This is a genomic window from Verrucosispora sp. TAA-831 (assembly GCF_050780145.1).
Lineage (GTDB): Bacteria > Actinomycetota > Actinomycetes > Mycobacteriales > Micromonosporaceae > Micromonospora.
Genome location: NZ_CP192240.1, coordinates 2,720,281 through 2,733,841 on the forward strand (window position 1 = coordinate 2,720,281; position 13,561 = coordinate 2,733,841).

The window sequence follows — 13,561 nt, forward strand, 5'->3', positions numbered from 1 at the left end:
GGGCCGGGTGGCCCGGCACCGACGGCCGTCCTACGGGTAGGTGGTCAGGTACGCGACCTGGTTGGCGCTGTTGACCGTGTTCCCGGTGTTGTTGATCATTCGGTTGATGGTGCCGACGCCGCCGAGCGACACGGTCACCATGTTGGTGAAGCGCACGTTCGGGTTGTTCGGGACCTCGAAGGAGCGTTCCGCGACCACCGACGGGTCGACGTTGAAGTAGGCGTAGCTGCCCAGCCCCCACGCCTGGTGGCTGGTCACCGAATCGGCCACCTTGTACGCGGCGTAGCCCCGGGTCGCCCCGTTCATCCAGGCGGCCTGGTTCGGTGGGTCGTACGGCAGTTCGTTCTGGTAGAAGTACGTGCGCCCACGGTTGCCGTTCCACACGGTCTGGTACTTCTGGTAGTGCTCGACGAAGAGGCCGTACATGGTGACGTCGTCGCCGTTGACCACCAGCCCGGTGTCGGCGGTGTTGACGGTCCAGCCGACGCCGTCGCCGTGGTCGGCCCGCCACAGCCACATGTGGTCGCCGATCACGTCGTCGCTGTTGACGACGAGGCTGGTGGTGGCGCGGCCGACGCCCGGTCCGCCGATGCGGAAGAACACGTCGTGCAGCGAGGTGGGGTTGGCGGCGTGGTCGGCCGACGACCCGGACGGGCCGACCTCCATCAGGACGGGCGAGGTGGTGGTGCCGGCCTCGAACATGATGCCGGCGACCTTGACGCCGTCCACGTCGGCGACCCGCATGCCGACGGTGCCGTTGTCGGTCTGGATGGTGGCCAGGCCGAGGCCGAGGATCACGGTGTTGGCCCGGTTGACCTGGATCGGTTCGGTGACGCGGTGCACGCCGGGGGTGAACAGCAGGTGCTTGCCCTGGGTGAGTGCGGTGTTGATGGTGGCCGCCGAGGTGCCGGGCCGGACGACGAAGAAGTCGGCCAGCGAGATCGACGAGCCGGCGGGGGTCTTGTTGTACCAGGTGGTGCCGGTCGAGTTGGTGCGCAGGGCGGGCACGAAGACGCGGTACTCGCCGGTGCCGTCGACGTAGAGGAACGGCTTCTCCCGCACCACCGGGGTGGTGGGGACGACGGTGTGCGAGGGGTTGGGGAAGTTCGGCGCGGGTGCGCCGGTCACGCCCTGGAAGACCATGTTCCACACCGAGCCGGTCCAGCCGTTGCCGAACTCGCTGTTGCGTGAGTACCACTGCTGTTGCGAACCGGAGACGACCAGGCCGTCGATGCGGGTGTCGGCCATCAGGCCGCCGCTGGACCAGCCGTCGTGGCCGTTCCAGAGCTGGATCTGGTTCTGCGCGCCGCGCAGGTGCATCCGCCGGTACGGCGCGGCCTGCGACACCGCCCAGCGTTCCACCTGTACCCCGGCGGGCAGGGTCACCGACAGGTTCTCGGCGGCCCGCCAGAAGTTCTGGGTGGCGTTGCCGTTGAACCAGTTCGCCTCGACCCGTACGTGGCCGTTGAGGTTCACGTCGTCGGGTGACATGCCGAGACCGGCGACCTGGGTGAAGAAGCCGAGGTTGACGTCGGCGGTGTAGGTGCCGGGTTTGAACAGCACGGCGTAGCGCTGCGGCCCGAACTGGTTGGTCTCCTGCTGGGTGAAGAGGGTGTTGAGTCGACTCTGGATGGTGGCGGTGGGGGTGGACGGGTCGAAGACGAACGTGTTCGGCCCGAGGTTCGGGTTGCGCGGATCGGTCGGCTCGACCGGGGTGCCGGTGCCGCCGGTCTCGCCCCAGACCTGGAACTCCCACAGCGAGTAGCCGTATCCGGTGGCCCGCTGGGTGCCGTACATCCGCACGTAGCGGCCGGCGCCGCTGACGGCGACGGTCTGGGTGCCGCCGGTGGCGGTGCTGGTGCTGTGCACGGTGGTCCAGGAGGTGCCGTCGTCGGAGACCTGGATCTGGAAGGCACGGGCGTGCGCGGCCTCCCAGGCCAGGGTGACCTGGGTGAGGGTGGCCCGGACGCCGAGGTCGACGCGGAGCCACTGCGGGTCGCTGAACGCGCTGGACCAGCGGGTGCCGGAGTTGCCGTCCACGGCGGCGGAGGCAGGGTAGGCGCCGCCCTCGGTGGAGGAGGCGGTGGCCGGGCGGCCCTGGGACAGCAGGACGGGCGCGGCCTGGGCGGGTGCCGCGCCGACGGTCGGGACGAGGGCGGCGACCAGGGTCACCGCGAGCCCGGCGAGCAGGCGCCGGGTGGTGGGTCGTCGGCGGAGGTGCGGTGGCGGTACGTGGGGTGCGCGTGCGGTCATGACGTCGCCTGTCGGTCGTGGGGGAGCGGACGTCGGGCGCGACGGGGTGCGGGACAGGCTGCTGGTGAGGCGGTGTGCGGTGCGGCTGGTGCGGCGGTGCGGTGGTGCCGCCGGGAGGGCACCGCGGACGCCGGAGCGTCTGCCGCAGAGTGTTGCGTCGTCGTTGCGGCGGCGTCAAGACATCGATCTATAACGTCGTTATTTATTCCGAAGGTCTGCTTTGCGGCTTAGTGGCGGACCCCGCCGGTGGCGAGCAGCCGGGCGATCGGCAGGGTCGCCGCGCCGAGCGCCACCGCGTCCACGCCGAGTTCGCCCAGCTCGATCGAGACCTGCGCGTACGGCAGGCGCAGCGCCTGGCGGCCCGCGGCGGCCCGGACGGCGGGCAGCAGTTCGGCCAGCGCCATGACGGCCCAGCCGCCCAGCACCACCCGCTCCGGGTTGAACAGGTTGATCAGGTTGGCGACCCCGGCGCCCAGGTAGTCGGCCGTCTCGTCGAGCACCCGGCGGGCGGTCGGCGACGACTCGGCCGCCGCCACCAGCGCGGCGATCTGCGACTCCTCGTCGGCTCCGGGCACCGCCCGTCCGTGCCGGGACTCGCGGTAGCGGTCGATGATCGCCTCGGCCCCGACGTACGCCTCCAGACAGCCCCGGGCGCCGCAACGGCAGGGGCGTCCGCCGTACACGAGGGTGGTGTGCCCCCACTCGCCGGCGCTGCTGGACGCGCCCCGGTAGGTGACGCCGTTGGTCACCACGGACGCGCCCACACCGGAGCCCACCAGGGCGAACACCGCGTGCCGGGCACCCCGGCCGGCGCCGAACCACATCTCGGCCTGGCCGAGGGTCTTGGCGCCGTTGTCGATGTGCAGCGGCAGGTCGGTGCCCTCGGCGATCAGACGTTCCAGCGGTACGTGGTCCCAGCCGAGGGTCTGCGCGTCCACCACCGCCCGGTCGCCCTGCTCGACCACCCCGGAGACGCCGATGCCGACGCCGAGGACCTCGTCGTGGCGCGCGTCGGCCTCGGCCAGCACCCGGTCGATGCCGGTCAGCACGTGCCCGGCCGCCGTGGTCGGCTCGGTGCCGCCGTCCTCCAGCGGGTACTCGGCGCTGGCCAGCAGGATCATCGCCAGGTCGAACAGCTCGACCCGGACCCGGGTCTCGCCCACGTCCACCCCGACGACCACGGCGTACCGGGGCGCCATCCGCAGCATCATGCTCGGTCGGCCCCCGTCGGACTCGGCGGCGCCGGCCTCCATCACCAGGCCCTCGTCGATCAGGTCGCCGACCACGTTGCTCACCGCCGGCTGGCTCAGGCCGGTGCTGCGGACCAGATCCTGCCGGGTCAGCGGGCCGTCCAGGAAGATCCGGGACAGCAGGGCCGACCGGTTGCGCACTCGGACGCTGCGGTTCGTCGCCCGCGCCAGCTCCACGTGTCACCTCATTTTGATCGGCCCGCCCCGGGGCGACTGTACGGCCCGTGCTTGACGGCTCCCCGCCGAGCCATTTTAATGACGACATTAATTAAGCCGTGATGTAACTCGGCGGGAACCTTCTCCGCCTCCCCTCCACCGTCCGGTCCCGCCCACGCTGCCCCGTCCTCCCGGGCCCGACCGGCGTCCCCACCACCCCCGTCGAAAGGGCAGACCGTGTCGAGACGACACCTCGCGATACTCACTGCGACCGTGCTGGCCGCCGCGTCGCTCACCGCCTGCGGCTCCGGCGAGTCCTCCGGCGAAGCCGGCAAGACCCTCACCTACTGGGCCAGCAACCAGGGCGCCAGCCTGGAGGCCGACAAGGCGATTCTCCAGCCCGAGCTGGACAGGTTCACCCAGCAGACCGGCATCACGGTCAACGTCGAGGTGGTCCCCTGGTCGGACCTGCTCAACCGGCTGCTCGCCGCGGCCACCACCGGGCAGGGCCCGGACGTGGTCAACATCGGCAACACCTGGTCGGCCTCGTTGCAGGCCACCGGCGCGCTGGTCGAGTTCGACGACGCCACGCTCGACAAGATCGGCGGCAAGGACCGCTTCGTCCCCGCCGCCCTGGCCGCCGCCGGTGCCGCCGACAAGCCACCGGCCGCCGTCCCGCTCTACAGCCTCGCCTACGCGCTGTACTACAACAAGAAGTCGTTCGCCGACGCCGGCATCACCGCCCCGCCGACCACCTGGGAGGAGGTGGCCGAGGTCGGCCGGAGGCTCACCGGCGACGGCAGGTGGGGCCTGGCCGTCGAGGGCGCCAACCCGTCGGAGAACGCCCACCACGCGTTCACCTTCGGCCAGCAGTACGGCGGCGACTGGTTCGACGCCGCCGGCAAGCCCAGCTTCGACACCCCGCAGAACGTCGCCGCCGTCAAGCGCTACGTCGACCTGATGGCCGTCGACAAGATCGTCAACCCGAGCAACGCGGAGTACGCGCAGAACCAGTCCGTCTCCGACTTCGCCGGTGGCAAGGCCGCCATGCTGCTCTGGCAGGCCGCCGGAGCCAACCTGCGGTCACAGAACATGGCCCCGGACGCGTACGGCGTGGCCCCGGTGCCGTTCCTGGCCACCCCGCCGGCCGGCGGCAAGCAGATCAACAGCATGGTCGCCGGCATCAACATCGCCGTGTTCAAGCACACCGAGAACCTCGACGGCGCACTGGAGTTCGTCAAGTTCATGACCAGCGACACCGAGCAGGTGACGCTGAACAAGACGTACGGCTCGCTGCCGGCGGTCACCACCGTCGCCGCCGACCCGGCGTTCGCCGCCGACGAGCAGAAGGTCCTCGCCCAGACGCTGGCCACCAGCGCGGCACCGCTGCCGCAGGTGCCCGAGGAGAGCACCTTCGAGACCCTGGTCGGCACCGCCATCAAGGAACTCTTCGCCGACGCGGCCAGTGGCAGGCCGGTCACCGAGGACAGCGTCCGGGAGAAGTTGACCCGGGCACAGCAGCAGATGCGCTGACCACGGACCGCTGGCCGTGGGAGGTGCCCGCCGACCCTCTCACGGCCAGCCTGCGGAAGGACCCTGATGGCCGTCACCACCTCGCCACCCGCCAGCACCCCCACCGACACCGGGTCACCCGCGCGGCCACGATCCCGCCGACCTCGCCGGTCGCTGCTGCCGTACCTGCTGCTCGCCCCGGCCATCGTGCTGGAGCTGGCGATCCACGTCGTGCCGATGCTCGTCGGCGCGTGGATGAGCCTGCTGGAGTTGACCCAGTTCCACATCCGCGACTGGTCCGGCGCGCCCTTCGTCGGGCTGGACAACTACCGCGTCGTGCTGGACGTCGACTCCGCCGCCGGAGCCGACCTGCTGCGCTCGTTCCGGGTCACCGTCGTCTACACGGTGCTCTCCGTGGGGCTGTCCTGGGTGCTCGGCACCACCGCCGCCGTCCTGCTGCAACGACCCTTCCGGGGCCGGGCGGTGCTGCGCGCGCTGTTCCTCACCCCGTACGCGCTGCCGGTCTACACCGCCGTGATCACCTGGACCTTCCTGTTCCAGCGCGACACCGGCCTGGTCAACCACGTGCTGGTCGACCAGTTGGGGCTGGTCGACGAGCCACCGTTCTGGCTGATCGGCGACAACAGCTTCGTCGCGCTGCTGGTCGTGTCGATCTGGCGGACCTGGCCCTTCGCCTTCCTCTGCATCATGGCCGGACTACAGAACATCCCCGACGAGCTGTACGAGGCCGCCGCCATGGACGGCGCCGGATTCTGGCGTCGCCTGCGCTCGGTGACCCTGCCGATGCTGCGCCCGGTCAACCTGGTGCTGCTGCTGGTGCTGTTCCTCTGGACGTTCAACGACTTCAACACCCCGTACGTGCTGTTCGGCGGCTCGGCACCGGCCGAGGCCGACCTGATCTCGCTGCACATCTACCGCAGCTCCTTCCAGACCTGGGACTTCGGCACCGGCTCGGCCATGTCCGTGGTGCTGCTGCTGTTCCTGCTGCTGGTCACCGCCGGATACCTGCTGCTGACCAACCGACGGAGGAACGATGCGTGAGACCGCCGCCGAACGCTGGTCGCGCCGGGTCGTGCTGACCCTGCTCGCGGGGTTCGTGCTCGTCCCGCTCTACGTGATGGTCAGTTCGGCGCTCAAACCGCTGCAGGACGTCCAGGCCGCCTTCACCTGGTGGCCCCGCCGCCCGACCGGGCAGGCGTTCGTGGACATGTGGTCGACCGTCCCGCTCGGCCGGTACCTGCTCAACAGCCTGCTGGTGGCCAGCGTGGCGGCGATCTTCTCGGTCACCGTGGCGGTCTTCGCCGCGTACGCGGTCAGCCGCTACCGGTTCCGGGGCCGGCAGGTCTTCTCGGTGACGGTGCTCTCCACCCAGATGTTCCCCGGCATCCTGTTCCTGCTGCCGCTGTTCCTGATCTACGTCAACCTGGGCAACGCCACCGGCATCGCGCTCTACGCCAGCCGTACCGGCTTGATCATCACGTACCTCACCTTCTCGCTGCCGTTCTCGATCTGGATGCTGGTCGGCTACTTCGACTCGATCCCGCGCGGGCTCGACGAGGCCGCGCAGGTCGACGGCGCCGGCCCGCTGCGCACCCTGTTCCAGGTGGTGCTGCCGGCGGCGGTGCCCGGCGTCGTCGCGGTGACCGTGTACGCGTTCATGACCGCCTGGGGCGAGGTGCTGTTCGCCTCGGTGCTGACCAACGAGAGCAGCCGCACCCTCGCCGTCGGCCTGCAGGGCTACTCCACCCAGTTCAACGTCTACTGGAACCAGGTGATGGCCGCCTCGCTGGTGGTCAGCGTGCCGGTCGTCGCCGGCTTCCTGGCGTTGCAGCGCTACTTCGTCGCCGGTCTCACCGCCGGCGCGGTCAAGTGAGCCCGTCCACCGTGAGAACCGAGGAGAACCCGCCCGTGCCGGACCTGTCCCCGCTCCCGCCCGACTTCCTCTGGGGTGTCGCCACCTCGGCCTACCAGATCGAGGGCGCCGTGCACGCCGACGGCCGTGGACCCTCCATCTGGGACACGTTCTGCACCCGGCCGGGCGCCGTCGACAACGGCGACACCGGCGAGGTCGCCTGCGACCACTACCACCGGTGGCCGCAGGACGTGGCGCTGATGCGCGACCTCGGCGTCGAGGCGTACCGCTTCTCGGTGGCCTGGCCCCGGGTCCGACCCGACGGCGTCGGCCCGGTCAACGCCGCCGGCCTGGACTTCTACGACCGGCTGACCGACGCGCTGCTGGCCGCCGGCATCCGCCCGTTCGTCACGCTCTACCACTGGGACCTGCCGCAGGCGATGCAGGACCGGGGCGGCTGGCCGCAGCGGGACACCGCCGAGGCGTTCGCCGACTACGCCGCCGTGGTCGCGGCCCGCCTCGGCGACCGGGTCACCGACTGGTGCACCGTCAACGAGCCGCTCTGCGTCGCCTGGATCGGCCACCTGGAAGGGCGGATGGCCCCCGGCGAGCGGGACCTGGGCCGCGCCGTGCACACCGCCCACCACGTGCTGCTCGGCCACGGCCTGGCCACCACCGCGATCCGGGCGCACGCCGCCGCCCCGGCGTCGATCGGGCCGGTGCTCAACCTCAGCCCGATCGACCCGGCCAGCGACCGACCCGCCGACCTCGCCGCCGCCCGCCGACTCGACGGGCACGTCAACCGCTGGTGGCTCGACCCGCTGCACGGCCGGGGCTACCCGACCGACATGGTCGCCACCTACGGGGTGGAACCACCGGTGCGCGGCGACGACCTCGCGGTCATCGCCACCCCGACCGACTTCCTCGGCGTCAACTACTACTTCCGGCAGGTCGCCGCCGACGACCCGGACGGCCCGGCACCGTACGCCCGGCAGGTGCCGGTGCCCGACGCGCCGCACACCGCGATGGAATGGGAGGTGCACCCGGCCGGCCTGGAACGCCTGCTGGTCGAGGTCAGCCAGGAGTACGCGCCGCCCCGCATCCTGGTCACCGAGAGCGGCTCGGCCTGGCCGGACGTGGTCGCCGCCGACGGCACCGTCACCGACCCGGAACGCACCGACCACCTCGAACGGCACCTGGCCGCGTGCGCGGCGGCGGTCGGTCGGGGCGCCCCGGTGGCCGGCTACTTCGCCTGGTCCCTGCTGGACAACTTCGAGTGGGCGTACGGCTACGACAAGCGCTTCGGTCTGGTGCACGTCGACTACGCCACCCAGCGGCGCACGCTCAAGGCCAGCGGCGTCCGGTACGCCGACCTGATCCGCACCCACCAGCGGCGTACCGCGACGGTCGATCCCGTCGCGGTACGCGGATGACGGGCCGACGGGGCCCGGGACGCCCCGGGTGCCGCGCCGGGCGGCATCCGGGGCACCCACCGCACCGTCTCAGTCGGTCGGGTACGACACCGCGGTCAACTCCTCGGAGACCCGCCAGACCCGCTGCGCCTCGGCGGCGTCGCCCAGCCGGGAGTAGAGCTTCTGCTCGGCCGGGGCACCACCCAGGTTCCCGATGCCGCTCGGCCCGTAGAACCGGCCACCGACGGCGGCGGGGGCGGTGGCGGCGTACAGGGCGGGAAGCTGAGCGGTCCGGACCGTGCCCACCACGACGCCGAGCCGGGACATGGTCTGGATCATGTGTCGGCCCAGGGTGTCCCGCTGGCGACCCACCTCGGGACGCGCGGCGAGCAGGCTGGTCGGGGCGACCCCCGGGTGGGACAGGTTGCTGGTGATGCCCCAGCCGTGGGCCTTACTGCGGCGGTCCAGTTCGAGCCCGAACAACCCGAACGCGATCTTCGACTGGCTGTACGCGCGCATCCCGTCGTACGACCGATCCCAGTTCAGGTCGTCCCAGTTGATGGCGTTGCGGTTCGCCGCGATGCTGATCTGCGACGTCACCCGCGCCCGACCGGCGCGTAGCAGCGGCATCAGGTGACCGACGAGGGCGAAGTGCCCCAGGTGGTTGGTGCCGAACTGCAGCTCGAACCCGTCGGCGGTGCGTTGCAACTGCGGCGGCGTCATCACGCCCGCGTTGTTGACGAGGAGATGAATCGGCCGCCCCTCCGCACGCAGCGTCTCGCCGAGCGTGGCGACGGAGGCCAGCGAGGAGAGGTCGAGCGCCCGCAGCGACACGGTCGCCCTCGGGTGCTGACGGCGGATGGCGGCGACCGCCGTCTCGCCCTTGTCCGGATTGCGCACCGGCAGGATCACGTCGGCACCGGCGGCGGCGAGCCGGGTGGCGATGCCGAGCCCGATGCCGTCGCTGGCCCCGGTGACGACCGCCCGCTTTCCGGACAGGTCGGGAACGCTGATGTCGATCGTCTTACCTGGCATGTTCGTACTCCTGGGATCGTGTCGGTGTCTCCACCCTCGGCGATCCCGGCGGCGATATTCAGGGCCCGTCGATCCCCGGATCGGGCGGCCGGGTCAGCGCGGTGAAGGGGGGATCGGCGGGCCGTGGCTACCGACCGACGCGGGCGGTAGAAACAAGGTGGCACCGAAGGAGGCACCCATGGCGATCGACCGGACCGGACTGGCGCAGTTCCTGCGACGGCGTCGCGAGTCGCTGCAACCGGCGGACGTCGGCCTGCCGCGCGGGCAACGCCGCCGCACGAGCGGGCTCCGGCGCGAGGAGGTGGCCGCGCTCTGCCACATGTCGACCGACTACTACTCGCGGCTGGAACGCGAACGCGGCCCGCAACCGTCCGAGCAGATGATCGCCTCCATCGCGCAGGGCCTGCACCTCTCCCTCGACGAACGCGACCACCTGTTCCGGCTCGCCGGGCACAACCCGCCCGCGCCGAGCGCCGCCGGCACACACATCAGCCCGGGCCTGCTGCGCATCCTCGACCGCCTGCACGACACCCCCGCCGAGGTCGTCACCGAACTCGGCGAGACGCTCCGGCAGACCCCGCTCGGCGTCGCGCTCACCGGCGACCTGACGCGCTATCAGGGCCCGGCCCGCAGCATCGGCTACCGGTGGTTCACCGACCCGGAGACCCGCGCCCGCTACGACCCCCGCGACCATCCGCACCTCACCCGGATGTTCGCCTCCGGGCTACGCGAGGTCGTCACGCTGCGCGGTCCCGGTTCCCGCGCCGCGCACCTCGCCGACCTGCTCCTGACGGAGAGCGACGAGTTCCGGCGGGTCTGGGAGGACCACGAGGTCGGCGTCCGCCCGCACGAGGTGAAGCACTTCGTCCACCCTGAGCTGGGCATGATGGAGCTGACCTGCCAGGTGCTCGTCGACCCGGGGCAGGGCCACTCGCTGCTGGTCTACACCGCCGTACCCGGCAGCGAGAGCTACGAGAAGCTGGAACTGCTGGCCGTCATCGGCACCCAGGCGATGCACTGAGCACGCGACACCGTCCCGGTCACGGGGTGCTCGTCTGCGCCACGCCGAGGCCGGCCAGCACCGCACCCCGGTAGACGACGACCGGTTCGCCGGAGCCGTCGCGGCGCACGACCACCACGGCGTCGAGGTCACCCGGCTGCCCCCGGGGACGGGTGGGCCGCAGCGAGATCAGCAGGTGACCGCCGTCCGGGGTGAGGATCACCCGGTCGACCCGCTGGTCGTCACCGGCACCGGTGGGCACCTCGGTCGCCGCGCCCGACCCGTCGGTCACCAGCACCCGGTCGGCACGTTCCTCGCCGTCGGAATCGACCACCGTGTGCAGCACCGCACCGCCACCGAGGCTCGCGGTGGGCGTGGCGCCCGGCGGGGCGGTGGTCACCGTACCGTCGGGATCGAGGGTCAGCGTCTCGCCGCCCGGCTGGAACAGCAACGCCGACACCGCCGACGCGACGGCCGGCGGGGTGTCGGTCTTGCGTACCAGCACCGCCGCCGCGGCGGGCGAGCCCGGCTGCGGGGTCGCGGTGGCCTCGGAGAGCCGCACCGACCAGGCGCGGGTGGGGCGCGGCGTCGGCTCGCCGCTGTCCGGCCCGAACGGCACGTCGACGACCAGGGCGGTGTCCCCGGACACCGTCGCGGTCACCGACCCCGTCATCGGCGGCAGGTCCGCCACCGGCGTGACCGCACCCGAGGTGAGATCGAGCACGGCGAGCCGGTTGCTGCCGGAGCGGGTGTCCACCACCACGGCCCGTCGCCCGTCCGGGGCGAAGGCGACCTCCCCGACCGGGGTGAGCAGGGTCCGCACGTCACCGTCCGGGGCCACCACACTGACCGCCCGCCGCTGGTCGAGAAGGTGCAGCACCGCGAAGCCGCCCTCTGTCATCGCCCCCTGAACCGTGCCGCTGCCGAGCGTGACGGTAGGCCGGGACCGCCCGTTCGAGGTGTCCGCCACGACGAGCCGCCGAGGCCGCTCCTTGCTGGGCGCGGCGAGGTAGCGGCCGTCCGCGCTGGCAGCGATCGGGTACGACGGCAACGTCATGGGCGCACTCGCCGCCCCGGTCTCCAGGTCGATCCCGCCGTACCCGGTGCGCGGCCGGTCCTGCCACACCACACCACCCAGCTCGGCGGCAGAACAGGACGCCTCCACCGACGGCTGCGCGATCGCCCCCGCGCCGGTCACCGTGAGGCACCGGGAGCCGGTGATCGCCAGCCCGGCGCCGACGCCGGTGACCTCCCGGGCGTACGTGTGCTCGGGCAGCGTGACATCCCGCAACCGCCCGCCCACGAGCAGCGCGTCCCGGCGGTCCTCCGCCAGGCCCCGCGCGACCGTCGGGAACCGGGGATCGCCCAGGGCGAGGTCGACGTGCCGCCGGACCGGCGTCAGCCCCGCCACGTCGTCCCCGAACCGGTCCACCGCCAGCAGCCCGACCAGGTCGCTGCGCCGCTCGTCCGCCACCGGCACCGCCAGCACCGCCGCACCGAGCCCCCGCACCTCGGCCGGCAACGGCGCTGCCCGCACCGGCAACTCCGACTCCGCCCCGTCGGAGCAGCCGGCGACCGTCGCGAGAGCGGCCACCGCGATCAGGGCAGTCCAGCGGGTACGCGTCATCCCGCCATTCTGATCACCGTAGGCAACCACCGCGACATGAGGCCGCCGGGCGAGGTGTGGATGTAAGGAGGGGTCCCCTGCTATGCACGAGGCGTTAGCAGGGGACCCCTCCTTACATCACGGTCGGTCAGAGGAACGGTTCTCGGTGTGACCGTGACGTCCGACCCGTCCGATTAGGGTGACCAGCGGCGTCGTACGTTAGGGGGATCAGGGAACAGGTTCGGGGGAACGTAGGGCCCCTGACACCGCGTCTTCTCTGGTACGAACGTAGGAGTTTCGACGAGAGGACAGCGCCTTATGACCCATGCCCTGGTCACCGCCGAGAACCTCAACGCCGCGCTCGACGACATCGTGGATCGGGTGCCCGGTGCCAAGTTCGCGGTGGTGCTCTCCCCGGACGGCATCATGCTGGGGGCCTCGCGGGGCATCGACGAGGAGATCGCCGAGCAACTGTCCAGTGTGGTCTGTGGGCTTCAGGCGTTGGGTCTGGCCGCCGCACGATTGTGCGGCAACGGCGAGCTGCATCAGGTGGTGGTGCAGATGTCGCGGGCGTTCCTGTTCCACGCCACCGCCGGCAACGGGGCGATCCTCACCGTCGGGATCGACGGGTCGGCGGAGGTCGGGGACATGGCGTACGAGGTCGCCCTGTTCTGTGCGCAGGCCGGCGATCACCTGCCGGTGTACGTGGAGCCGGCGCCCCACCTGACCGGCCGGTGATCCGCTAGCCGCGGTCGCGCTGCGCGTCGTAGGACGGCGCCGGGTTGGCCACCTGCCACAGTTCGGCCGGTAGGTTCGCGATGACGTCGTCGTATGCGGCGGGGGCGACGTCACCTCGAATGGTGTCCAGGACCGCCCGGATGCCGGCCTCGGCCAGGTCGGGGTCGACGTCGGCCCGGCCGCCGACGCGTTGGACGAACACGTCGAGGCCGAAGCGTTCGGCGGTCTCGCTGGGCGCGAACGTGTACGCCCGCAGCCCTTCCGGGAGTTGCTCGGCCAGGTCCCGGGCCTCGCCTCCGTCGATCCGCTCGGCCAGCGTGGTCAGGGTTGCGCGCGCGATGGCGGTCGCCTGCTCCGTCGACGCGCCGGTGCGGTTCGCCACCGAGTCGATGAACTCGTTCTCGTCCAACCCGCCGGCCCCTTTCTCGCAACGGATCTGGCGTCTACCCGGGAATCGTCGTGACAAACGGCACTCTTCACCCGAGTACGGTCGTCGGGGTATCGACGAGTCTTGTGCGCCGGTGCGCGGAACGGATAACGTCTCGCCGTCGCGGTAATGGGAAGCCGGTGTGAGACCGGCGCGGCCCTCGCCACTGTGACCGGGGAGTTCACTCCGACTTGTACGCCACTGGGTCCGTGGAGGACCTGGGAAGGCCGGAGTTCGCGACGATCCGGGAGCCAGGAGACCGACCCCGACGTGTGATCTCGTCCACGAGGTGTTGGAAG

The 13,561-nt window shown here is 71.5% G+C and carries 11 protein-coding genes and 1 riboswitch; of the genes, 6 read left to right on the forward strand and 5 right to left on the reverse strand.

Translation table 11 applies throughout. From position 1 onward, the window contains the following. Positions 1–30 precede the first annotated feature (30 nt). Together ACQVFL_RS12370 and ACQVFL_RS12375 are read right to left on the reverse strand one after the other, a co-directional pair. Positions 31–2,253, reverse strand: coding sequence for a discoidin domain-containing protein (locus ACQVFL_RS12370; protein ID WP_431729400.1), 2,223 nt, complete (start codon positions 2,251–2,253; stop codon positions 31–33). 227 nt (positions 2,254–2,480) lie between these two features. Next, positions 2,481–3,680, reverse strand: coding sequence for an ROK family transcriptional regulator (locus ACQVFL_RS12375; protein ID WP_431729401.1), 1,200 nt, complete (start codon positions 3,678–3,680; stop codon positions 2,481–2,483). Positions 3,681–3,896: 216 nt separating this feature from the next. Here ACQVFL_RS12375 and ACQVFL_RS12380 point away from each other — a divergent pair, with 216 nt between their 5' ends. From ACQVFL_RS12380 to ACQVFL_RS12395, 4 genes are all read left to right on the forward strand, one after another. Then, positions 3,897–5,192, forward strand: coding sequence for a sugar ABC transporter substrate-binding protein (locus ACQVFL_RS12380; protein ID WP_396694133.1), 1,296 nt, complete (start codon positions 3,897–3,899; stop codon positions 5,190–5,192). 66 nt (positions 5,193–5,258) lie between these two features. Then, positions 5,259–6,233: a carbohydrate ABC transporter permease gene (locus tag ACQVFL_RS12385; protein ID WP_396694131.1), complete on the forward strand. Its 975-nt coding sequence runs from the start codon at positions 5,259–5,261 to the stop codon at positions 6,231–6,233. Further along, complete coding sequence (locus ACQVFL_RS12390; protein ID WP_396694129.1) at positions 6,226–7,065, forward strand: carbohydrate ABC transporter permease; 840 nt, start codon at positions 6,226–6,228, stop codon at positions 7,063–7,065. The genes ACQVFL_RS12385 and ACQVFL_RS12390 overlap by 8 nt, the downstream gene beginning before the upstream one ends. 35 nt (positions 7,066–7,100) lie before the next feature. Further along, positions 7,101–8,477 carry a GH1 family beta-glucosidase gene (locus ACQVFL_RS12395; protein ID WP_431729402.1) on the forward strand — a complete coding sequence of 459 codons (1,377 nt, stop codon included), beginning with the start codon at positions 7,101–7,103 and terminating at the stop codon, positions 8,475–8,477. A 69-nt stretch (positions 8,478–8,546) separates the two neighbouring features. On the opposite strand, the gene ACQVFL_RS12400 is transcribed toward ACQVFL_RS12395, so the two are convergent. Next, the gene (locus ACQVFL_RS12400; RefSeq protein WP_431729403.1) at positions 8,547–9,491 is read right to left on the reverse strand and encodes an SDR family oxidoreductase; all 945 of its coding nucleotides are present in this window, start codon (positions 9,489–9,491) and stop codon (positions 8,547–8,549) included. Between the two features lie 178 nt (positions 9,492–9,669). Between ACQVFL_RS12400 and ACQVFL_RS12405 the strand changes: the two genes are divergently transcribed. Further along, positions 9,670–10,512, forward strand: coding sequence for a helix-turn-helix transcriptional regulator (locus tag ACQVFL_RS12405; protein WP_396694123.1), 843 nt, complete (start codon positions 9,670–9,672; stop codon positions 10,510–10,512). A 19-nt stretch (positions 10,513–10,531) separates the two neighbouring features. On the opposite strand, the gene ACQVFL_RS12410 is transcribed toward ACQVFL_RS12405, so the two are convergent. Then, positions 10,532–12,118, reverse strand: a complete 1,587-nt coding sequence (locus tag ACQVFL_RS12410; RefSeq protein ID WP_431729404.1) for a hypothetical protein — start codon at positions 12,116–12,118, stop codon at positions 10,532–10,534. A gap of 297 nt (positions 12,119–12,415) precedes the next feature. Here ACQVFL_RS12410 and ACQVFL_RS12415 point away from each other — a divergent pair, with 297 nt between their 5' ends. Beyond that, the gene (locus ACQVFL_RS12415) at positions 12,416–12,835 is read left to right on the forward strand and encodes a roadblock/LC7 domain-containing protein (protein ID WP_396694119.1); all 420 of its coding nucleotides are present in this window, start codon (positions 12,416–12,418) and stop codon (positions 12,833–12,835) included. 4 nt (positions 12,836–12,839) lie between these two features. On the opposite strand, the gene ACQVFL_RS12420 is transcribed toward ACQVFL_RS12415, so the two are convergent. Beyond that, positions 12,840–13,244: a DUF2267 domain-containing protein gene (locus tag ACQVFL_RS12420; protein ID WP_396694117.1), complete on the reverse strand. Its 405-nt coding sequence runs from the start codon at positions 13,242–13,244 to the stop codon at positions 12,840–12,842. A 125-nt stretch (positions 13,245–13,369) separates the two neighbouring features. Further along, a riboswitch (cobalamin riboswitch) is annotated at positions 13,370–13,544 on the forward strand. Positions 13,545–13,561 lie beyond the last annotated feature (17 nt).